The sequence below is a fragment of the Brachybacterium sp. ACRRE genome (assembly GCF_022346485.1).
Lineage (GTDB): Bacteria > Actinomycetota > Actinomycetes > Actinomycetales > Dermabacteraceae > Brachybacterium > Brachybacterium halotolerans.
Genome location: NZ_JAKRMO010000038.1, coordinates 14,948 through 36,600 on the forward strand (window position 1 = coordinate 14,948; position 21,653 = coordinate 36,600).

General features: G+C 72.3%; 17 protein-coding genes. 12 read left to right on the forward strand and 5 right to left on the reverse strand.

The annotated features are described in order from the left end of the window. Nucleotides 1–12 precede the first annotated feature (12 nt). Nucleotides 13–768, forward strand: coding sequence for a TetR/AcrR family transcriptional regulator (locus tag MHY49_RS11905; protein WP_370646122.1), 756 nt, complete (start codon nt 13–15; stop codon nt 766–768). Nucleotides 769–825: 57 nt separating this feature from the next. On the opposite strand, the gene MHY49_RS11910 is transcribed toward MHY49_RS11905, so the two are convergent. After that, nucleotides 826–1,680 (reverse strand): arylamine N-acetyltransferase, encoded by an 855-nt coding sequence (locus tag MHY49_RS11910; RefSeq protein WP_239204370.1) that lies wholly within the window; start codon nt 1,678–1,680, stop codon nt 826–828. A 144-nt stretch (nt 1,681–1,824) separates the two neighbouring features. Between MHY49_RS11910 and MHY49_RS11915 the strand changes: the two genes are divergently transcribed. The 7 genes from MHY49_RS11915 to MHY49_RS11945 all read left to right on the forward strand — a co-directional run bounded on the left by MHY49_RS11915 (nt 1,825) and on the right by MHY49_RS11945 (nt 12,110). Beyond that, a complete protein-coding gene (locus MHY49_RS11915; RefSeq protein WP_239204372.1) occupies nt 1,825–3,645 on the forward strand; it encodes an ABC transporter ATP-binding protein in 1,821 nt (606 codons plus the stop codon). 92 nt (nt 3,646–3,737) lie between these two features. After that, a complete protein-coding gene (locus MHY49_RS11920; protein WP_239204374.1) occupies nt 3,738–6,326 on the forward strand; it encodes a hypothetical protein in 2,589 nt (862 codons plus the stop codon). A gap of 193 nt (nt 6,327–6,519) precedes the next feature. Next, nucleotides 6,520–7,119 (forward strand): short chain dehydrogenase, encoded by a 600-nt coding sequence (locus MHY49_RS11925; RefSeq protein ID WP_239204376.1) that lies wholly within the window; start codon nt 6,520–6,522, stop codon nt 7,117–7,119. 195 nt (nt 7,120–7,314) lie between these two features. Further along, on the forward strand, nt 7,315–8,625 hold the full coding sequence (locus MHY49_RS11930) for an SPFH domain-containing protein (protein WP_239204410.1): 1,311 nt from the start codon (nt 7,315–7,317) through the stop codon (nt 8,623–8,625). A 132-nt stretch (nt 8,626–8,757) separates the two neighbouring features. Then, nucleotides 8,758–10,092 (forward strand): TFIIB-type zinc ribbon-containing protein, encoded by a 1,335-nt coding sequence (locus tag MHY49_RS11935; RefSeq protein ID WP_239204378.1) that lies wholly within the window; start codon nt 8,758–8,760, stop codon nt 10,090–10,092. Nucleotides 10,093–10,104: 12 nt separating this feature from the next. After that, nucleotides 10,105–10,413, forward strand: a complete 309-nt coding sequence (locus MHY49_RS11940) for a hypothetical protein (protein ID WP_239204380.1) — start codon at nt 10,105–10,107, stop codon at nt 10,411–10,413. After that, nucleotides 10,410–12,110, forward strand: a complete 1,701-nt coding sequence (locus tag MHY49_RS11945) for an FAD-binding dehydrogenase (RefSeq protein WP_239204382.1) — start codon at nt 10,410–10,412, stop codon at nt 12,108–12,110. The genes MHY49_RS11940 and MHY49_RS11945 overlap by 4 nt, the downstream gene beginning before the upstream one ends. On the opposite strand, the gene MHY49_RS19375 is transcribed toward MHY49_RS11945, so the two are convergent. Further along, a complete protein-coding gene (locus MHY49_RS19375; protein ID WP_239204384.1) occupies nt 12,095–12,967 on the reverse strand; it encodes an NAD(P)-dependent oxidoreductase in 873 nt (290 codons plus the stop codon). The genes MHY49_RS11945 and MHY49_RS19375 overlap by 16 nt on opposite strands. Before the next feature lie 36 nt (nt 12,968–13,003). On the opposite strand from MHY49_RS19375, the gene MHY49_RS11955 reads away from it, so the two are divergent. Continuing rightward, nucleotides 13,004–13,858, forward strand: a complete 855-nt coding sequence (locus tag MHY49_RS11955; protein WP_239204386.1) for a sulfurtransferase — start codon at nt 13,004–13,006, stop codon at nt 13,856–13,858. 46 nt (nt 13,859–13,904) lie between these two features. Here the strand turns inward: MHY49_RS11955 and MHY49_RS11960 are convergent, their stop codons facing one another. Beyond that, entirely contained in the window at nt 13,905–15,734 is a 1,830-nt protein-coding gene (locus MHY49_RS11960; RefSeq protein WP_239204388.1) for an alpha/beta-hydrolase family protein, read from the reverse strand. Between the two features lie 130 nt (nt 15,735–15,864). Here MHY49_RS11960 and MHY49_RS11965 point away from each other — a divergent pair, with 130 nt between their 5' ends. Both MHY49_RS11965 and MHY49_RS11970 read left to right on the forward strand, forming a co-directional pair. Beyond that, nucleotides 15,865–16,806 (forward strand): phosphoglycerate dehydrogenase, encoded by a 942-nt coding sequence (locus MHY49_RS11965; RefSeq protein ID WP_239204390.1) that lies wholly within the window; start codon nt 15,865–15,867, stop codon nt 16,804–16,806. Between the two features lie 289 nt (nt 16,807–17,095). Further along, on the forward strand, nt 17,096–19,030 hold the full coding sequence (locus MHY49_RS11970; RefSeq protein WP_239204392.1) for a BCCT family transporter: 1,935 nt from the start codon (nt 17,096–17,098) through the stop codon (nt 19,028–19,030). Between the two features lie 123 nt (nt 19,031–19,153). On the opposite strand, the gene mtnN is transcribed toward MHY49_RS11970, so the two are convergent. Then, nucleotides 19,154–19,945: a 5'-methylthioadenosine/S-adenosylhomocysteine nucleosidase gene (gene mtnN, locus MHY49_RS11975; RefSeq protein WP_239204394.1), complete on the reverse strand. Its 792-nt coding sequence runs from the start codon at nt 19,943–19,945 to the stop codon at nt 19,154–19,156. Nucleotides 19,946–20,015: 70 nt separating this feature from the next. Here mtnN and MHY49_RS11980 point away from each other — a divergent pair, with 70 nt between their 5' ends. Beyond that, entirely contained in the window at nt 20,016–20,927 is a 912-nt protein-coding gene (locus MHY49_RS11980; RefSeq protein ID WP_239204396.1) for an alpha/beta hydrolase fold domain-containing protein, read from the forward strand. 16 nt (nt 20,928–20,943) lie between these two features. Here MHY49_RS11980 and MHY49_RS11985 read toward each other — a convergent pair whose 3' ends face one another. After that, entirely contained in the window at nt 20,944–21,651 is a 708-nt protein-coding gene (locus tag MHY49_RS11985; RefSeq protein ID WP_239204398.1) for a lysoplasmalogenase family protein, read from the reverse strand. Between the last annotated feature and the right edge of the window lie 2 nt (nt 21,652–21,653).

A 21,653-nucleotide genomic window follows, 5' to 3' on the forward strand; every position in this document is an offset into this window, starting at 1 on the left:
ATCGTGCGGGCCATGACGAGCAGCGAGCAGGGCGAGGGGAGCGACGGAGCTCCCGGACGGGACGGCGCGGCCTCCGGTCGGGACGACGCGGCCTCCGGTCGGGCCGACGCGGCTCCCCGACAGGGCGACGCGGCGCACGACGCGCACGCCGGCGCGCACGTCGAGGAGCAGGCCGAGGAGCAGGCGACCATCGGCCGGCCGGGCGCCTATGCCAAGGGCATGGCACGGCGCCGCCAGATCCTTGACCGCGCCATCGAGGTCTTCCGCGAGCGCGGGGCCGACGGCACGTCCCTGCGCCGGATCGCCGAGGCCATCGGCGTCTCGCACGCGGCGCTGCGCCACTACTTCGACTCCCTCGAGCAGCTGCTGGTGGCGGTCTACGCCCACGCCGAGGCCGCGCGCGACGACGACCCCGACCTGCCCGAGCCCTCGTCGGCGGTCGATGTCATGGTGCAGGCGGCCGTGCAGAACCTCGAGGTCCCCGGTCTGGTCCAGCTCTACTCGACGCTCGTCGCGGCCTCGCTCGAGGCGCGCTCGACCGAGGCCAAGGACTTCTTCACCTCGCGCTTCGCGCATCTGCGCGTCGCGCTCGAGGCGCGGGTGCGCGCCGAGCAGGAGGCGGGGGAGCTGCGCTCCGACGTCGACCCCGCGCAGATCGCGGCCCTGCTCGTCGCGGCGTCGGACGGCCTGCAGATCCAGTGGCTGCTCGAGCCCGACATCGAGCTCGAGGGCACGCTGAGCGCCTTCCGCACCCTGCTGCGACCCTGACCCTGCGAAGCTGCGGCCTTGACGCTGCGCCCCTGACGCTGCGAACCCGGCCCCGCGTCAGTCCGCGGAGCCGTCCTCGCCGTCGTTCTGCTCGAGGAGTCGGCGCAGCGCGGCGGCCCGATCCGGCGTGATGGCGGCCCCGAGGTCCCGTGCGGTGTCCACGGACTGTGCGGGCGTGAGGTCGCGGCGCTCGGTGGGCTCCCCCTCCCGGCGGATGGTCAGCGCCGTGTCCGCGAGGCTGAAGTGGCCCTCCTCCGTGAACCTCGAGACGATCAGGTGATGGGTGAAGGGGCCCGACTCCGGGTCCCTCGAGGTGATCACGTGGCCGCCGCGCACGTCGGCCGGCACCACGGGCAGGGTGTCGATCACGTGGGCGGTGCTGTCCCTGCGGCGCAGCTCCCAGGTCTCCGCGCCTCCCGCCGTTCCGCGGTGCAGCGAGTACTCGCCGTGCGCCTCGTGCCGCACGGCGCCGTCGGACATCGGTATGGGCCCGGTGATCGAGAGCCCGAAACCGGGGTCGCAGAGCAGCCTCTCGCCGTCGAGCCGCACCTCGAGGGCCATGTGGGTGCGGGTGTTGTCCGGGCCGTGCACGCGCCCCAGGCGCCGGGCGACCCTGAACCCGAGCGACTCGCACGTCGCGGCGAACAGCTGGGCGTGCTCGAAGCAGTACCCGCCGGTGCGCTCGACCAGCAGCCTCCGGGACACGGTCGCGGGAGCCACCCCGGGGTGGTCGCCCAGGAGCACGTCCACGTTCGCGAAGGGGAACGTGCGCACGTGCCTGCGATGGAGCTCGGAGAGCAGGGCGAGGTCCGGCTCCGAGCGCTCGAGCCCGAGGAGCTCGAGGTGGAGATCGACGTCGATGTCGGCGACGTGCCAGGGGTCGGGGGAGGGCGTCTTCGGGTCGCGGCTCATGCGTTCAGCCTAGGAGCCGGAGGAGAGGGCTAGCCGGAAGAGCGGTCGAGCAGGCGCGCGGACGAGGACACGTCGGCCGGTCCGGGGCTTCGCTGGTAGCGGAGCGACGGGCTCCCGGGGAAGCCCGGCACCTAGGCTGACACGGTGTCGTCCCTCGTGCGCATCGTGCGCTTCACCCGTGAGCTGTCCCCGCTCTACCTCCTCATCGTCCTCTGCTCCGTCGTCACCGCGCTGACATCCCTCGCCGTCCCCTTCATCATCGGGCACGCGACCGACGTGGTCACCGACGCCGTGGGCGGCAGCATCGGCGCCGCCTCCGCCACCCGCACCGTGCTCTGGCTCGCCTTCGCGCTGCTGCTCGCGGAGCTCGCGAACACGCTGCTGTCGAACCTCGGCGGCTACTACGGCGACCGCATGAGCAACCGCCTGCGCACGATCCTCTCGGTGCGGTACTTCGACAAGCTGCTCGCCCTGCCTCAGCGCTGGTTCGACACCGAGCTGACCGGCACGATCGTCTCGCGCCTGAACCGTTCGATCGCCGAGGTCTCGAACTTCGCGAAGACCTTCTCGAACTCCTTCGCGACGATGCTCATCACGACCTTCGCGGTGCTGGGCATCTCCGCCTTCTACTTCTGGCCGCTCGCGGTGCTGCTGCTCATCATCTTCCCGGTCTACGTGTGGCTGACCGCGCTGACCTCGAAGAAGTGGCAGAAGCTCGAGGGCGCGAAGAACGAGCAGGTGGACCACGCGGGCGGGCGCTTCGCCGAGGTCATCGGCCAGATCCGGGTCGTGAAGTCCTTCGTGCGCGAGCGCTCGGAGCTCGACGGCTTCCGGGGGCGCTTCGAGGCGACCGACGATCTCACCTCCGAGCAGTCCGCCCACTGGCACCGCATGGACGTGCTGCGCCGCGGCGTCCTGAACCTCATCTTCTTCGCGATCTACGCGATCATCTTCGTGCTCACCGCGCGTGGCCAGTTCTCGCTGGGCCAGATGGTGCTGCTGATCCAGCTGATGAACATGGCCCGCGACCCCGTGCAGTCCATGAGCTGGGTGATCGACTCGTCCCAGCGCGCGATCGCGGGCTCCCGCGACTACTTCCGCGTCATGGAGACGCCCGTGGATCCGCGCACCCCGCACGTGGCGGCCGCACCCGACGCCGACGGCCTCGAGGCGGAGGCTCTTCCCGTCCCCGTCATCGGCGCGCCGATGATCGCCTTCGACGACGTCCGCTTCGCCTACGAGAACGGCGAGGACGTCCTGCACGGGGTCTCCTTCGACGTCGCGCGCGGGGAGAAGGTCGCCCTGGTCGGCGAGTCCGGCGGCGGCAAGTCCACGATCGTGAACCTGCTGCTCGGCCTCTACGAGACCCGCACGGGGAGCGTCGACATCGCCGGGCATTCCCTCACGGACCTGCCGCTGGGCCAGCTGCGCCGCGAGATCGGCGTGGTCTTCCAGGACGCCGCCCTGTTCTCCGGCACGATCCGCGAGAACATTGCCTACGGCAGGCCCGATGCGTCCGACGAGGAGATCCGCGAGGCCGCCCGCCGTGCGAACGCCGATCGCTTCATCGAGCGCTTCACCGGCGGCTACGACACGGTGATCGGCGAGCGCGGGCTGCGGCTCTCCGGCGGGCAGCGCCAGCGGATCGCGGTGGCGCGCGCGATGCTCAAGGACGCCCCGATCCTCGTGCTCGACGAGGCGACGTCGGCCCTGGACACCAAGGCCGAGCGGCAGGTCCAGGCCGGGCTCGAGGAGCTCATGGCCGGGCGTACCTCGCTGATCATCGCCCACCGCCTCTCGACGATCGCGAGCGTGGACCGCATCGTCACCCTGCGCGACGGCAACGTGGACGAGATCGGCACCCCGGAGGCCCTCGCGGCATCCGGCGGCATCTACGCCGAGCTCCTCTCCCTGCAGGACTCGGGACGGAAGAAGGACCTGGCGAGGTTCGGTTTCCGCGCCTGACACCGGGTGCACAGCGGCGCGGCGCAGCGAGAGTTATCCACACTCGCTGACCGGCGGCTGACAGTGCGCCGGAGTGATGCTGGACTTCCGGCATGACGCCAGGCCCCGCTCAGATCCCTGTCCGCCCGTCGCGCGCATCCGCCACCTCGAACCGTCGTCCCGGGTCGGGCCCGGACCCGAGCGTGGGCTGGGACCCGAGCGTGGGCCGGGGCTCGGACCGGGACCCCGGTCGTCGGGGAGGGCGACCGCTCCTGGGTCGTCGGACGCTCCTGGCCGGCGCGCTCGCGACCACCGCCGCGGCCTCCGCGGGGCTGCTGACCGGGTGCGATCTCCTCGAGAAGGAGGAGCCGCGACGGAAGGTCGCGCTCGAGATGAGCGAGGTCGACGTCTCGCCCGGGCTCGTGACGTCGTCGCCCGTCCGCACGGGCTTCTGGGGGGAGGGGGCCGTCGGCGACCTCCCGGGCATCGGGCTCATGTCCACCCTCTCCTCCACCGGGGAGGCGTCGATCAGGACGTTCGTGGGCGGACGCGTCGGCGCGACGCTCGACATCGAACCGAGCACGTCCAACCGTGCGTCCGAGACGTTCGAGGGGCGCGTCCGCGTGCTCACCCAGCACGTCGTCGACGGCGCCTACGTCTCCGAGCTCTGGACGAGCGCCGACGGCGATGCGTGGGACAGCCGCGGTCTCGGCGGTTCGATCCCTGCCGTGGTCGAGGCGCTGCGTGACGGGGTGGCCGTGCTCCAGGTGCGCGCGGGGACGGTGCGCGTGCTGACGATCGACGGCGAGGCGACCGTCACCGAGCGGACCGCGATCGCGCTCCCCGGCAGCGGCGACTGGACCGTCAGCGATGTGGCGCGGACCGGGGACACGATCCTCGTCCTGCTGGACTCGGGAGTCTCCAGCGCGCCGGGCCATGCGGTGGTCTCGACCGATGGCGGCGCCACCTGGGGCGAGCCCCAGGAGATCCCCGCGAGCAGGGGTGCGGTCTCGTCCGGCGCCGATGCGTGCATCGCGCAGGGGAAGGAGATCGTGATCGTGGGCGTCCGTGACGCGGACCCGAAGTCCGTGAAGGGCACGTACGAGTACAGCTATCCCGCCGCCTGGGTGCGAGGAGCCGACGGGAAGATCACCGAGGAGAAGGTCCCGCTGCCCACCTTCGCTCTCGAAGGGTTCGAGGAGACGAGCACGGGGAAGGCGATCGATCCGGATTCGCCGCTCGAGGACATCGACGCCTGGGTCAGCGGGCTGCGCGGCGGGGCCGACGGGCCCGTGCTCATGAGCGTGGGCTGGGCGAATCGTTTCGCCGCCGCCAGCAGGTCCACGGCGGGGAAGTGGTCGACGCAGACCCAGACCTACGGCGCGACGGACCTCCTGGACTTCGCGATGCTGAGCAACGGGCGCGAGGATCAGACGCTCATCGTCACGACCACGGCGGTGTGGGGCGCCCAGGGGCTCATGGACGTCGATTTCGACGCGGGCGCGCTGGCGGTGACCGACCCGACCCTGGGGGTCTCCGACATGCTGCCCGGACCCGACGGACTGCTCCTCATGACCAAGGACACCACCTGGCTCTCGAAGGACTCCAAGGAGTCGGAGGACGGGAATGCGCTCCTGTGGTCCGGTTGGGCCAGCGCTCCCACCTCCGTCCCCTTCCATGTCGCCGACGGCCTGATCGCGAAGGGCGGAGCAGGGACGGAGAAGGCGCTCGAGCACGTCGACGTCCCCGTCATGGCGATGGCCGTGGATCCGGACGGCGGGGTGATCCTGAGCGGCATCGAGGTCTCCGAGGGCGACGTCAAGGTCAAGGGTTCGCTCCTGTTCGCGCGTCCTGCGGGCGACGATGCGTGGAGGACGCCGACGGGACTCCCGGACGACGGAGACTTCGAACCCGCCTCGCTCACCGGGATCGGGGACGCGCAGTACCTGTGCGGCGTGCATCGGGCCGCGTTCCGCTACGACGACGACACGCCACGGTCCGCGCAGGTCTGGGCGAGTGACGACGGCATCGCATGGGAGCAGAGGGGAGCGGCTTCCGACGACGACAGGATCGTGGGCGTCGCGCAGGTGGACGATGAGGTCATCGGGATCGGCACGAGAGCGGAGTCGACCGGGTCGACCGGGACGACCGACGCGCCGAGCGGCGGGGAGCAGTCCGCGCCGGAGGATGCGGCCGGTGACGACGGCGGTGCCGATGAGGGGTCCTCGTCGCGCGCCGCGATCTTCCGGCTCGAGGGAGACATCTGGAAGCCGACGCCCTTCGGGGGCGGCACCAGCAGCAGCGTCGACTGGGTCGATCGCACCGGTTCGAACGTGCTGATCCACGGTGAGGTCGACGGGAACGAGGTCATCTGGACGCTGGGCGAGGACGGGACGCCCGTCGAGACCTCCCGTTTCGACGACACGAGTGCGCGCTACGCGGGCCTGGATCTCGGCGGCGGGGCGATGCTCGCGACCGGCTGGGTGAACGATCCGGGTCGCATGGTGAGCGGCGTCGTCTGGGCATCCGCCGACGGCGGTGCGCACTGGGACGCGACGCCGATCCCTGCCTTCGAAGGACGATTCCCCTCGAAGACGCTGGTGCCCGACGGGGACGACGTCGTCGTGGTGGCCGCGGACGACTGGGGCCTCGCCGGGTACGCCATCAAGGATGCCGCGAAGCAGATCCTTCCGGCGGAGTGACGAGGAGCGGTCGGCGAGAGGCGGAGCGTCGAACCGGGGGACCTGCGTTCGTGACGGGGCTCCAGGGGGGAGTCGTCACCAGTGGGGAGTCGTCACCGCGCCTCCGCCCGCCGCCCAGGCGCCCCGACCCGCTCCGGTCGCTCGCGCGCGAGAATGGACGAGACAGCAGACCGGAAGAAAAGGACCCCAGCACATGACCAAGCGCATCCTCGTCGTCGGAGCCCATGGACTCATCGGATCGGAGGCTGCCTCCGCCCTCGAAGCTGCGGGCCATGAGGTCATCCGCGCCTCGCGCAGCAGCGGCGAGCACGTCGACCTCACCGACCCCGCCTCGATCGAGGCCCTCTTCGAGCGCATCGGCGATGTCGACGCGGTCGTCTCGGCCACCGGCGTCGTCGCCTTCAAGCCCTTCACCGAACTCACGCTCGACGACTTCCGCGACGGCGTGGCAGACAAGGCCCTCGGTCAGATCGCCCTCGTCACGCTCGGCACGCCGCACGTGCGCGATGGCGGCTCGTTCACCCTCACCAGCGGAGTCCTCTCCGCAGAGCCCATCGAGACCGGTGCCGCCGCGTCGGTCGCCAACGGCGCCCTCGACTCGTTCGCGATCGCAGCCGCCGTCGGCCTGCCCCGCGGCATCCGCATCAACACCGTGAGCCCGAGCGTCATCGCCGAGGCCACCGGCTACCACTCGAGCTTCCCCGGCTTCCCGCAGACCCCCGTCGCCGAGGCTGCCCGCGCGGTCGTCCGCTCGGTCGATGGCGTGGAGACGGGGCAGATCTTCTCGGTCTGATCCCCGCGGATGACGGGGGCCGGAGGCCGGATTCCGGATGCGGGGCGCGTGCTGCCGGGCACCGGGCGCCGGATGCCCGGCAGCGCCGCCCCGCACAGCCTCCTGTTCGGGAACTCCACAGCTCCTCCTCAGGGCGGTCGATAGCATGGTCCGCATCACATGACGACCGGCCTCCGGGGGACGAAGGAGATCAGCATGGGCTTCATCCAGGCATTCAAGGGCGCGATCGGCGGCATGTTCGCCGACCAGTGGAAGGACTTCCTCACGGTGCCCGACGGGCTCCCGGCGACGGCAGCCCTGTTCCCCGCGGTACCGCGCGGCACCAACGCCGGCCGCGGCTCGAACGTGCGCGGCTCGCAGTCGATCATCACCAACGGCTCGCGGATCCTCGTGCCCGAGGGCTACGGCCTGGTGACTGTGCTCGATGGCAAGGCGACCGGCTTCATCACCGAGGCCGGCGGCTACGAGTTCCAGGGCGATGCGCCGGACTCGAAGTCCGTCTTCGCCGGGGACGACGTCATGTCCTCGACCGTGGGCATGAGCTGGGAGCGCTTCAAGTTCGGCGGCCGCCCCACCTCCCAGCAGCTCGCGTTCTTCGTGAACCTCAAGGAGATCCCCGACAACCGCTTCGGCACGCAGTCCGAGATCTACTGGGACGACGCCTACCTCAACGCGCAGGTCGGGGCGCTGGCCCGCGGCTCGTACACGATGCGGATCCTCGACCCGCTGCTGTTCGTGCACAACTACGTGCCCGCCTCGTTCATCACCGAGAACGCAGGGGTCTTCGACTTCTCCGACCCGGACAATCCCGCCGGCAACCAGCTGTTCCGCGAGGTGGTGTCCTCGCTCGCCGCCGCGTTCTCCCGCTACACGAACGACCCCGACAAGGGGAACCGGATCACCCGCATCCAGTCCGACGCCGTCGGCTTCGCGCAGTCCCTCGCGGCCGTCGTCGAGGAGGACTACCGCTGGTCGAGCGATCGCGGGCTCGCGATCGTCAAGGTCGCGATCGCCTCGATCGAGTACGACCAGAACACCCGCGCCCTGCTCAACGACGTCCAGAAGGCCGACGCCCTCTCCGGCAACCGCTCGCAGTCCTTCATGAACCAGGCCGTCGCCCGCGGCGTCCAGGGCGCCGGCGAGAACGGCGGCGGGCAGGGGCTCGCGATGATGGGCATGGGCATGAACGCCACCGGCGGGATCGTGCAGCCCTCGCAGGCCCAGACCCCTCCCGGGCTGAACTTCGGGAACCAGCAGGGACAGCAGCAGACCCAGCAGACTCAGCAGGGCCAGCAGGGCCAGCAGGGACAGCCCGCCCAGGCCCAGCCCGCTGACAACCAGTCCGCAGGTCCGTCCGACGGGGCTCCGGCGGACGGCGCCTCCGGCTCCGCGCCGGCCGCGGACGACCCGGTCGCCAAGCTCGGCCAGTACAAGCAGATGCTCGACCAGGGGCTGATCTCGCAGGAGGACTACGACGCGGCCAAGAAGAAGGCGCTGGGTCTCTGACCCGGCCGTCGGCCCCCTGGCAGCTCGAAACCAGACCACGGAAGACCCGCGATGAGCCAGCAGCCCGGTGACCCCGCGCGTCCGACCGGACCCGCGGGGCCTCCGCCCGCTGCGCCGGGAGCGCAGCCGCCGATGCAGCAGCCGGGGGTGCAGCCGCCCTCGGCGCAGCAGCCTCCGACTCCGACGCAGCAGCCGCCGTCGGCCCCCGGCGCTCAGCCTCAGCCACCCACCCCTGCCGAGCAGATCCAGGACGCGATCGACGAGGCGACGTCGGGCGATCGGATCATCGACACCGATCGCGGAAAGAGCCACGGGCTGGACAAATGCCCGCGATGCGGGTCCTCCGACGTGCACTACCGGATCGAGTCCCGTGCACTCGTGTGCGACTACTGCCGCAACGAGTGGAACGAGGACAACGCCGAGAAGGCCTTCCACCTGGACACCCCGATCCAGGAGCTGCGCGGCGACCACATCGCCTCCGGCGCCCAGGACGTCCAGGCCGGGGACTCGATGGTCACCATCAAGTGCCAGGGCTGCGGCGCAGAGATCGTCGTGAAGTCCGACGAGACCCTGCAGGCCCGCTGCCACTGGTGCCGCCAGGTGCTCTCGATCAACCATCAGATCCCCAACGGCGCCGTCCCCGACGCGGTGCTGCCCTTCACGCTCACCCGCGAGCAGGCGGTCGAGCAGATCAAGACGTTCGTCGACTCCCGACGCACCTTCGCCAACCGCACCTTCGTCAAGGAGTTCGTGCCGGACAACGTCAAGGGCGTCTACATGCCCTACATGGTCGTGGACGGCAATCTGCACACCGACCTGCGCGGCACCGGCGAGATCACCACCCGCACCTACACGGTCCAGCGCCGCGTCGGGAAGGACCAGACGGTCTCCGAGCGCTACTGGGACGCGAGCGTCCACGAGCTGGGCCGCAGCTTCGACGTGCTGGTCAACGACCTCACCGCGGGCTCCTCGCGGCAGTACGACCGCACCGACTCCTCGGCCGCGACCAACTACATCCTCGACGCGGTCCAGCCGTACGACACCCGCGAGGCGCTCGTGTTCAACCCGAACTACCTCTCGCGCTTCACCTCCGAGCGCCGCGACCTGGACATCGACGACCTCGATGAGCGGGTCGAGGACAAGTTCCTCACCATCGCGCGCGAGAAGGCACGTCCCACGATCGCCCAGTACGACCGCGGCGTGCGCTGGGAGCGGGAGGGCGTCGCGATCCGCGGCACCCGCTGGATCACGATGTACGTCCCGGTGTGGCTCTACAGCTACTACCAGCAGACGTCGAAGGGCAGCTACGTCCACTACATCGCGGTCAACGGCCGCACCGGCAAGACCATGGGGTCCGTCCCCGTGTCCCATCCGCGGATCTTCAGCCTGGCCTGCGCGGGCGGCGCGGTCGCGACCGCCGCCGCGGCGGTCGTGGGCTGGGGAGTCTTCCTCACCCAGGGATTCTGAGAGGAGCAGGCCATGGACACCATCCTCGCGGCGCAGGTGCTGCTGGCCGACGGCGGCAGCTCCGAGGGCGGGCTGTTCGCCCTCGCGCTCCCGTTCGTCGTGGGGCCGGCCGTGTTCGGCGCGATCTACGGCGGCATCTACCGCTACTACCGCAACAAGGACAAGCGCTTCGGTTTCGAGCGCGAGACCGACATCCAGGTCGGCAACCTCCAGGCGTTCGACCACCGCGTCGGCGACAAGAACCGACAGCGCAGCGCCACGATGTCGGGCGCGAACCAGGACGATCCGCTGCAGCGCGTGGGACGGCTGGAGGTGCGGTGAGCACCCCTCCCGCCGCTCGCCCCGCGGCGCAGCACCCCCTCGAGGCCGACGCGATCGTCGTGGGCGCGGGCCTGGCCGGCCTCGTCGCCGCCTGCGAGATCGCCGACGCCGGGCACGACGTGCTCCTCCTCGAGCGCGAGGGCATGGCGGACCTCGGCGGGCAGGCGCACTGGAGCTTCGGCGGACTGTTCCTCGTCGACAGCCCCGAGCAGCGCCGACTGGGGATCCGCGACTCCCTCGCGCTGGCGCACCAGGACTGGATGGGCTCCGCGCGCTTCGAGCGGCCCGAGGACCACTGGCCCCGCGCATGGGCCGAGGCCTACCTGCGCTTCGCCGCGGGGGAGAAGCGCGCCTGGCTGCACGGGATGGGCGTGCGGTTCTTCCCCGTCGTCGGCTGGGCCGAGCGCGGCGACGGCACCGCCGAGGGCCACGGCAACTCCGTGCCCCGCTTCCACGTCACCTGGGGCACCGGCCCCGGCGTGCTCGAGCCGTTCCTGCGACGCCTCGCCGCGCACCGCGAGAGCGGGCGGATCCGCCTGCGCACCCGCCACGACGTCGAGGCGCTGATCGTCGAGGACGGGCGCGCGGTCGGGGTGCACGGGCACGTCCTCGAGGCCGACGCGACGCCTCGCGGAGTCGCCTCGACCCGTCGGCCGACGGGCGGGTTCGAGGCCCGGGCCGACGCCGTGCTGCTCGCCAGCGGAGGCATCGGCGGCAACCCCGACCTGGTGAGGGAGCTGTGGCCGCAGCGCCTGGGCACGATGCCCCGGGACGTCGTGCGCGGCGTGCCCGCGAGTGTCGACGGCGCCGGCATGGTGATGGCGCGCGACGCGGGCGCGCACTGGATCAACGCCGACCGCATGTGGCACTACACCGAGGGGCTGCGGAACTGGGACCCCGTGTGGGAGGGGCACGGGATCCGCATCCTCCCCGGCCCCTCGTCGCTGTGGGTCGACGCGCGCGGGGAGCGGCTGCCCGCTCCCGCCTATCCCGGCTTCGACACCACGGGCACGCTGCGGATCCTGCGCGAGCGCGGCGGCGAGCACTCGTGGTTCGTGCTCACCCGCCGGATCATCGAGAAGGAGTTCGTGCTCTCCGGGAGCGAGCAGAACCCCGACCTCACCGGCAAGGACCTGCGCGCGGTGCTGGGGAGGGTGCGGCCGGGGGCGCCGCCGCCCGTGCAGGCCTTCCTGGACCGCGGCGAGGACTTCGTGACGGCGAGCGACGTGCCCGGCCTCGTGCAGAAGATGAACGCCCTGGTGGGCGAGGATCTCGTGGACGCCGAGCGCCTCGAGACGCAGATCCGCGCCCGCGACGCCGAGGTCGTGAACCCCTTCGCGAAGGACACCCAGATCACCGCGATCCGCGGCGCTCGCCGGTACGTCGGCGACCGGCTCATCCGCACCGCGGCCCCGCACCGCCTGCTGGATCCCGCGGCCGGTCCGCTGATCGCGGTGCGCCTGCACGTGCTGCTGCGCAAGACCCTCGGGGGCCTGGAGACCGACCTCGACGGCCGCGTGCAGCGCGCGCCCGCAGCGGGCGGCGGGGCGTTCGACGGCCTGTTCGCGGCCGGTGAGGCCTCGGGCTTCGGGGGCGGCGGCTACCACGGGAACTCGGCGCTCGAGGGCACCTTCCTGGGCGGCTGCCTGTTCTCGGGCCGACAGGCCGGACGGGGGATCGCTCAGGAACTGGGCTGATCCCCGGAGGCGTCGTGCACGAACATCGCCGAGAAGTCGTGCTCGCCGCGGTCCGCCTTCTGCTGGCCCTCGAGGGAGTCCAGGGCCGCGTGCAGCGCAGGCAGGTCCTCGTCCTCCCCTGCGCTCGCCGCTGTGTCGAGCATGAGGCGGGCGTCCTTCGCGATCGCGTCGACCGTGAAGTCGCCGCCCTCGGTCGAGCGCTCGCCGCGCACGAACGGCCCCTTCATGCCGGCGATGAACGCGAGGCCCGTGGAGCCCAGCATGTCGAGCGTCGCCGCGTCGGAGACCCCGCACGCCGCGCCGAGGGCGAGGGCCTCCTTCAGCCCCTGCGCGCTCACCGCGAGCGCGAGGTTCGCGAGCAGCTTCCCGGTCGCGGCCTCGCGGCCCGAGCCGACCTGGACGAGGCGATCGGGGTCGGCCCACGGGGCGACGAGGTCCGCGACCTGCGCGCGGCGGTCCGCGTCGGCTGAGCCTACGTAGACCCCGAGCATGCCCTTGCGGGCCGGGCCCAGCGTGCCCACGACCGGCACGGCGACGTAGGAGGCGACCGCGCCGGCGAACTCGTCGGCGTCGGCGGGGGAGACGGTCGTCGTGTCGACCCAGGTCACGCCCTCGGGGATCAGACCCGGACCGGTGACGACCTCGCGCACGGCGCCCGGGCCGAAGAGGCTCGTGACCACGACGTCCGCGCCCTCGACGGCCTCCTCGGGGGCGTCGACGACGCGCGCCCCGCCCTTCTCCACGACCCGTGTGCGCTCGCGGGTGCGGTTCCATGCCACGAGCTCGTGACCCGCGCCCAGCAGCTGCAGTGCGAGCTCGGTGCCCATCCGTCCGGTGCCCAGGAATGCGATTCTCATACCGGACAGTCTGGCACTGCTCCTAGAGTGGCATGCATGGATTCCGCGCCCGCCCTGCCCCCGGTCATCGACGTCGATCGCTTCCGCGCGCTGCGCGGGGAGCCCGGGGTGCACGTCGCCGAGGTGCGCTGGGCGCTCGACGGGTCCAAGGACCGCTCGACGTTCCTCGCCGGGCACGTGCCCGGCTCCGTCTATGTCGACCTCGGCGCCGATCTCGCCGCCCCCGCGCGCCCCGAGGCCGGGCGCCACCCGCTGCCGGACCCCGCCGACTTCGCCGCCGCTCTCGGCGCGGTGGGCATCGGGGACGGCGCCGCCGTGCTCGCCCTCGACGACACCGACGGCTCCCAGGCCTCCCGCCTGGTGTGGATGCTGCGCGCACTCGGCGTCGAGGCCGCCCTGCTGGACGGCGGGCTCGGTGCCTGGACCGCAGCAGGCGGCGAGCTCTCGACCGAGGACCCCGCGCCGGACGCCGCCGTGTTCACCCCGAGGCCGTGGGGGACGGCCGTGACCGCGACGGCCGACGAGGTCGAGGCGGCCGCCGGGACCGAGGGCTCGGTCGTCGTCGACGCCCGCGCACCCGAGCGGTACCGCGGCGAGACCGAGCCCGTGGATCCGCGCGCGGGCCACGTCCCCGGCGCGATCAACGTCCCGTTCGCGGGCAACGTCGGGGCCGACGGGCGCTTCCTCGACCCGCGCGCGCTGCGTGAGCGCTTCGCCTCCGCGGGCGTCGGCGAGACGGACGAGATCATCGTCTACTGCGGCTCGGGCGTCACGGCGACCCACGACCTGCTCGCCCTCGAGCGCGCCGGCTTCACGGGCGCCCGGCTGTTCCCCGGCTCGTGGTCGCAGTGGAGCGCGGACGAGGGCCGCGAGGTCGCGACCGGGGAATGAGGGACCGGCGAATGAGGGACCGGGGCGGCGTCGCGGACGCCTGAGCTCACGCCGCGCCCAGCCGCTGCTGGATCGCCCTCACCACACGCCCTCGATCCTCCGACGGGTCGAGCCCGAGGACCGCGGCCCAGACCAGCACGACCTCCTCGTGGTAGCTGTGGCCGTGGCCGCCGTCGACCTCGGCCGAGAGCGGCATGTCGGCCGCGATCTGCCAGAACGTGATCCACGGCGCCCAGCCCACGGCGCCGGTGACGTCCCTGCCCACGCGCTCGCGCAGCCAGTCGGGTTTCTTCACCAGCAGGGACGGCTGCCACCAGACCACGGGATCCGAGGCGTGCTGCACGTAGGCCACGCGAGGGGACAGCCAGGGGCCGAAGGCGGGGCCCTGGCCGTGGAAGGGGCGCTGCAGATCGGCCGGCTCCGTGATGAAGCGGACGTGCTCGCCGTCGCCCACCACCGGCGCGATCTCGGGCGTCCCCGGTCGCCGTGCCTCGGTGAGCTCGCGCCAGATCGGCGTGAAGCCCGGGGTGCCCGTCCACACCGCGCCGTCGATGCGCGCGAGCATCTCCGTCACGTCGCCGAAGGCCGCCTGCCCGGCGAAGGAGCCGAGCGACTCCCCGGCCACGAACAGTCGCGGGCGCTCGCTCTGCGGCATCGCGTCGAGCCTTCCGCGCACCGCCTCGAACAGCAGGCGCCCCGCGCGCTGCGGGGTGCGCCGGTCCAGCACGTAGTTCAGGGCGCTCGAGTACACCGAGTACTGCAGCGAGGCGGTCGCGCAGTCCCCGCCGGTGAGGAACTCGACCGAGGACAGCGCCCACTCCTGCAGCCACCCCGTGCCCGTCCCCGTGAACAGCACGAGCACCTCGCGCTCCCAGGCGCGGGTGCGGTCGAGCTCGGCGACCACGGCCGCGACGGTCTGCTCGAGAGTGCGGTCCGAGCGCTTGCCCGCGTAGACGCGGATCGGCGTGCGCGCGGTCGCGCCCGTGGCCCGCGCGATCTCCTCCGCGCTCGCCGCGGAGGAGACGATGCGCCGTCCCGCGGCGCCCAGGGACTCCCAGCTCTCGTTCGAGGCCATCGACCCGGACACCAGCTCGGAGGCGGGACGCCGAAGATCGGGGGAGAGCAGCCGGTTGGCCTGCTCGGCGCGCTCGATCATCCGCTCGAGCACCTGACCGCGCACCAGGCGGTCGATCGCGACGGCGAGCGTGGCCGAGGTGAGCAGGGCGGAGCCGATGCCGACGGCGAGCGGCGGCAGGTAGGCGCGCAGCAGCAGCCGGTACAGGCGGGCCGTCGCGCCCACGGCACGGGACGCCATGAGCACGCCGGCGAAGATCCCGAGTCCCGCGGCGGTGCCGACGGCATGCGTGGCGAGGTTCTTCGGCTCGCGGTCCACGAGCACGCTGATCTCCCGCTGCCGCAGCGCACCCCGCGTCCACGAGTAGGCGGTGATCCCGACCAGCGCCGCCGCGCCGCCCCAGCGCAGGATCTCCCGGCGCCGCGGGCTGAGGGGCTCGCGCGCCGCGGGATGGGGGAGGCGACGCACGAGCATCCGGCCGCCGCGGCCCAGCACCACGCCCGAGGTGTAGCCGTAGGTGGTGGACAGCGCGTAGTTCGCCGCCCACATCCACCAGGTGCGCGGCAGCAGGCTCGGGGAGGTCGCGATCCAGCCGGCCATGCTCGCGCCCAGGAAGCCCGAGGCGCTCAGCGGGGTCGTGGTCGCCACGCGGCCCGCGGCGCGGCGGATCATGCGGCGCGTCGCCCGCGGCGCCACATCGGCATGGACGGTGCGCGCGAGGCGGCCGAGAGCGCTCAGCAGGCGCCGCGAGGACGAGGGGGAGGGGGCGCGCGTGGGGCGGAGTGCCGAACCGATGCGCATGCACCCAGGCTAGTGCTCCCGACCGGCCGGCTGCGTCTGTGCTGTGCTGTGCTGTGCTTTGCTGCGCGGTGCGGTGTCCGGATCCGACGTCGGGCACGCGCCCGCGCGCCCGACGTCCTAGCCTTGTGCCATGAAGATCCTGCTGCCGGACACGATGGACCTCGCCCCCGACCTGCCCGAGGGGTGGGAGGCCGTCGTCGTCGACGCCCGCGAGCCGATCCCCGCCGAGCACCATGACGCCGAGGTCCTCGTGGTCTGGGGCTCCTCGCGCCGCCACCTCGAGTCGGCCGCGCGCGGCCTGGGCTCCCTGCGCCTCGTGCAGTCCCTCGCCGCCGGGGTCGACGGGATCCTCGCCGCGGGCTTCGCCGACGACGTGGTGATCGCGACCGGCGCCGGCCTGCACTCGCGCACCGTGAGCGAGCACGCCCTCGCCCTGCTGCTCACGCTCGTGCGCCGCCTGCCCGAGGCGCGCATCGCCCAGGAGCACCACGAGTGGTCCGGCGAGCTCGGCGGCCTGCAGCCCCTCCACCCCGAAGGCCGCCTCACCACCCTGCTCGACGCCCGCGTGCTGATCTGGGGCTTCGGGGAGATCGGGCAGACCCTCGCCCCGATCCTCGCCGCGCTCGGCGCGCACGTGCGCGGGGTCGCCCGCAGTGCGGGGGAGCGCTCCGGCTTCGAGGTCATCGCGGCGGACGACGTCATGTCCGCCCTGCCGTCGACCGACGTCCTCATCGACATCCTCCCGGCCGCGCCGGAGACCGAAGGAGCCGTCGGCCGAGAGGTCCTGGACGCCCTGCCGGACCACGCGATCCTCGTGAACGTGGGACGCGGGGCGACCGTCGACCAGAGCGCCCTGCTCGAGGCCCTCGAGGACGGGCGCCTGGGCGCCGCCGGCATCGACGTCACCGATCCCGAGCCGCTCCCGGCCGACGACCCGCTGTGGGGAGCGCCGCGACTGCTGATCACGCCCCACGGCGCGGGCGGACGTCCCGTCGGCGCCGACGAGCGGATCGCGCGGAATGTCCGCTCGCTCACCCTCGGCGAGGAGATCCTGCACACCACCGCGCGCTGAGCCCGGCCGCCCCTCCGCGCACCCGGTCCCGGTCCTGGTCACCCGGGCCCCGCCGTCCGCCCGTGCTGCCCGAGCCGCGAGCCGGCCGTCCCACCTGCGCGTATGAGCCGACGTGCCGGGGCAGTCGGGCGCTGCGGCGCGCCGCTGCGAGGCCGCTCGCGCCGTCGCCCGCCGGAGCATCCGCCCCCGTCGCTCGGCACGCTCTGCAGGTTAAAGTGAAGGGCTTTTGTCCCTCGCCCCCACCGTACGAAAGGACATGCGGCCCTGCCTCCTGGCCGCAGACCCCTGTATGAGCAGCGACACCGATACCCATCAGCTCCTCGAGCAGCTCGATGCCGCGAAGGCCTCTGCCGAGAACCCACCGCCCCGCCGCAAGGGGCTCGACAAGTTCGTCTTCTTCCCCGCTGCGATCCTCGCGGTCGCCTTCGTCCTCTGGGGCGTCATCAGCCCCACGGGCCTCGGCGGCGTCGCCACCTCGATGCTCAACGGCACCATGTCGAACTTCGGCTGGCTGTTCGTCATCGCAGGCTCCGTGTTCACCGTCTTTGTCATCGTGGTCGCCTTCAGCCGCTTCGGCTCGATCCCGCTGGGCAAGGACGACGAGGAGCCCGAGTTCAAGACCAGCTCCTGGATCGCGATGATGTTCGCGACCGGCATGGGCATCGGCCTCATCTTCTACGGCGTGGGCGAGCCGCTCTTCTTCTACCTCTCCCCGCCGCCCAACACGGTCGAGCCGGAGGCCGCGCAGGCCGCCGCCACCGCCATGGGCCAGACGGCCTTCCACTGGACCCTGTACCCGTGGGCGATGTACGCGATCGTCGGCCTCGGCGTCGCGTACGGGTCGTTCCGCCTGGGCCGCTCCCAGCTGTTCTCCTCGATGTTCACCGGCCTGTTCGGCGAGCGCGCCGTGAACGGCGTCGGCGGGAAGATCATCAACATCCTGGCGATCCTCGCGACCCTGTTCGGCTCCGCCTGCTCCCTGGGCCTGGGCGCCCTGCAGATCGGTGGCGGCATCACCGCCTCCGGCCTCATGGACAAGGTCACCAGCCCGATCCTCGTGATCATCATCGCGGTGCTCACCGCGTGCTTCGTGGCCTCCGCGGTCTCGGGCATCGAGAAGGGCATCCAGATGCTCTCGAACATCAACATGGTGCTCGCGGTGCTGCTGGCGATCATCGTGTTCATCGGCGGGCCCACCCTGTTCATCCTGAACATCATCCCGTCCACCATCGGCGAGTTCATCAAGGACCTGCCGCAGATGGCCTCGCGCACCTCCGCGAACGGCGGCGGCGACGTGCAGACCTGGCTGTCCACCTGGACCGTCTTCTACTGGGCGTGGTGGATCTCCTGGTCGCCCTTCGTGGGCCTGTTCATCGCCCGCATCTCCCGCGGCCGCACCGTGCGCCAGTTCGTCACCGGCGTGCTGCTGGTGCCCTCGGGCATCTCGATCCTGTGGTTCGCGATCTTCGGCGGCGGGGCCATCGGTGTGCAGGAGCGCGCCGAGCAGGCGGGCGACGCCGCGAAGAAGCTCGCCCAGACCGGTGACGACATCAACTTCGACACCGTGCTGTTCGACCTGCTGAACCACATGCCGGTCCCGCACTGGATCTACATCGTGCTGGTCGTGCTCTCGGTGGTCCTGGTGGCGATCTTCTTCGTCACCGGTGCGGACTCCGCCTCGATCGTCATGGGCGGTCTCGCCGAGAACGGCGCCGAGGAGCCCCGCAAGTTCCAGGTCATCTTCTGGGGCGTCGCCACCGGTGCCGTCGCGGCGGTGATGCTGCTCGCGGGCGGCGACGATCCTGCCGAGGCCCTGAACGGCCTGAAGAACATCACCATCGTCTCGGCCCTGCCCTTCGTGATCGTGATGCTGCTGCTGTGCATCTCGATCTGGAAGGACATGTCCAAGGACCCGCTGGTGCTGCAGAACCGCCTCGCGCGCGCCGTGCTCGTCGACTCGGTCTCGGCCGGCATCGACATGCACGACGGCGAGGTGTTCCAGCTGCGCACCCACCCCGCGCCCTCGGACTCCGACAGCGAGCCCGCGCTCGTGCCCACCGGCCGTCGGGCCGACGGGACCCCGGCGCGGGACGCCGTCGCCGACAGGGAGAACACCCATCGGGCCGACGCCCCGGCGGGTGACACGGCCGATGCCCCGAGCGACGCCCCGAGCGACGCCTCGGCGGACGCCGACGAGAAGGACAAGGGCACGGACGAGCGCTGAGCGCCTGAGCCGTGGCCCGAGCTCGACCCGAGGGATCCCCTCGGACGCACGGGAGCCCCCGATCCGCCGCAGCGGGTCGGGGGCTCCTGCATGTGCGGGGCGGGGAGGAACGGGCCCGGCCGCTCAGCCTGCCGCCACGTCCTCGAGCAGCCGGCAGACGGCGCGGGCCGACGTCTCGGCGACCACGTCGAGCTCGAGATGGAACTGCTCGTCGGCCTCCGGCCCGCAGAGGTCAGAGATCGCGCGCATCGCGAGGAACGGCACCCCCAGCGAGGAGCAGGTCTGGGCGATCGCCGTGGACTCCATATCGGCGCTGAGGGCGCCGGGGAAGCGCTCGCGCATCGGAGCGGCGATCTCGGCGGTCACGAAGGCGTCCCCGGAGAGCATGAGGCCGCGGCGCACCCCGTGCGCGCTCGCCGCCTCCTCGGCCGCGCGCGCCGCGAGATCGACCAGGCGCGGATCGGTGCGGAAGCGCTCGGGGCCGCCGGGCACCTGGCCGGGCGCATAGCCGAAGGCGGTCGCATCGGCGATCGAGTAGGTGAAGGACTCCCCGATCACGAGCGTGCCCACGCCGATCCCGGAGGCGAGGCCGCCCGCCGAGCCCGCGCTGATCACCAGGCGCGGCCGCTGGGCGAGGACGCCCCAGGTCGCCGCGGCCGTCGCCGCGCTGATGCCGATCCCGCTGGTCGCGACCACGGCGTCGAGCCCGCCCAGGGTGCCCGCCCAGGCGTGGGCCGGGGCCGACAGCGGAAGATCGACGCGGCGCGGCGAGAGCATGCGCTCGACCAGCGGCGAGGCCTCCTCGTCCATCGCGGCGAGGATCAGGACGGGGCCGTTCCCTGGCAGGACATGGCGCTCGGCGTCGGGGCCCGCGGCGGGGGAGTGCGCGCCCGAGGGCGTGGTGGAGGACGTCATGACGTGCAGGCTACCTGCGGCTCGGAGTCGCTAGGCTGGTGGGGACCGAGCCCACCGCACAGGAGACGTGATGAGTCGTATCCGCGACGCCGCGATCATGGCAGGACGCACCGTGCGCCGGCTGCCTCTGCCGAAGGCCTTCTACACCCATACGCTGCGCGAGGCGCGCCGCCCGATGCCCGGCGGCGGTGTCCTCAAGCGCCATGCGGTGGACGTGGAGATGATCGACCGCACCCGCTGCGTCTGGCTCGACCGCCACCACGCGTCGAACGGCGTGATCGTCCACCTGCACGGCGGCGCCTTCCTCTCCGGCCCGTTCCCGGGCGACTGGGCATGGCTCTCCCGCCAGGCCGACGCCCAGCAGTGCGCGGGCCTCCTCGTGGACTACCGCACCGCGCCGGACCACCAGCACCCCGTCGCCCTCGAGGACGTCGAGGCCGTCCTCGCACGCCTCGCCGGCTCCGGTGCGCTCGGCGAGGCGCCCTGGGTGCTCTCGTGCCACAACGCGGGAGCCGCGCTCGCGCTCGCCGTCGTACGACGCATCCGCGACGGCGTCGGGCCGCTGGCCGACATCCCCGAGCCCGCGCTGGTCGTGCTCATGTCCCCCTGGGCGGACCTCGAGCTCGCCAACACAGGCATGACCGAGACCGGGCGGCGGGACTTCCCGCAGGAGCGGCGTCTGCTCACCCTCGCCGCGCAGTCCTACGCGGGCCGCACGCCCCTGGACGACCAGGACCTCTCCCCGGTCAACGCCCACCTCCACGACCTGCCGCCGATCCACCTCAGCGTGGGCACGGACGACATCTTCCTCACCGACGCCCGCGTGCTGCGCCTGCAGCTCGAGGAGGCCGGCCCCGAGGTCTCCTACCGGGAGATCCACGGGCGCCTTGCCTTCCTCTCGGGTCTGCGGCCGGGCGAGGAGATGGGGCGCCTGCTCACCGAGCAGCGCGCGGCGATCTCGAAGGCGCTCGGCACGGACTGAGCGGCCGACGGGCAGATCAGCCCTCGATGATGACGAGTGAGGCGCCGCTGCTGGGCTGAGGGGCCCAGCGGCGCGCCGGCACGGTGCGCAGCAGCCCCAGCACCAGCAGGGCGTTGCCCGCGATGTAGGAGCCCATCACCCACAGGTCGGACTCGGGGATCCAGGCGCCCGGCAGGAACCAGGACATCCCCAGCACGGAGCTCGAGAGCAGCAGCAGGGTGCCGCCGATCCAGGTCAGCGGGTTCACGCCGGCCGAGAGGAAGGCGACGGCGGCGAGCACCAGCGCGTAGACGACCAGAAGCGGCAGCAGGCTCCCGGCGCCCCCCGCGCACGCGAGGAACAGCCCGATGACCACGCCGCCGTAGGGGATCGCGAGCAGCAGGTGCAGCCCGTCGAGCTCGCGCAGCCAGTACGGGGCGAGCGTGGCCGCGTAGACGATGAGCGCGAGCAGGAACAGCACGGAGGTCGCGCCGTGCGCCCACGGGGTGAAGCCCGGGGCGATGTCGGCGAGGAACGCCAGGGCGAGCGCGAAGGTGAGGCGCTTGGCCATGCGCTGGGTGAGCGAGAGCGCGCTGAGGACCGCGACGATGAGCGCGGGCGCCAGCAGGGCCTTGGTGGCCAGCGCGAGGGCACCGGTGTTCGTCACGAGGGCGATCATGTGCAGGACGGCCGCGACGATGTAGACCGCCCACGCGGCCGCATGCGTCCTCCGGCTTCTCACCACCG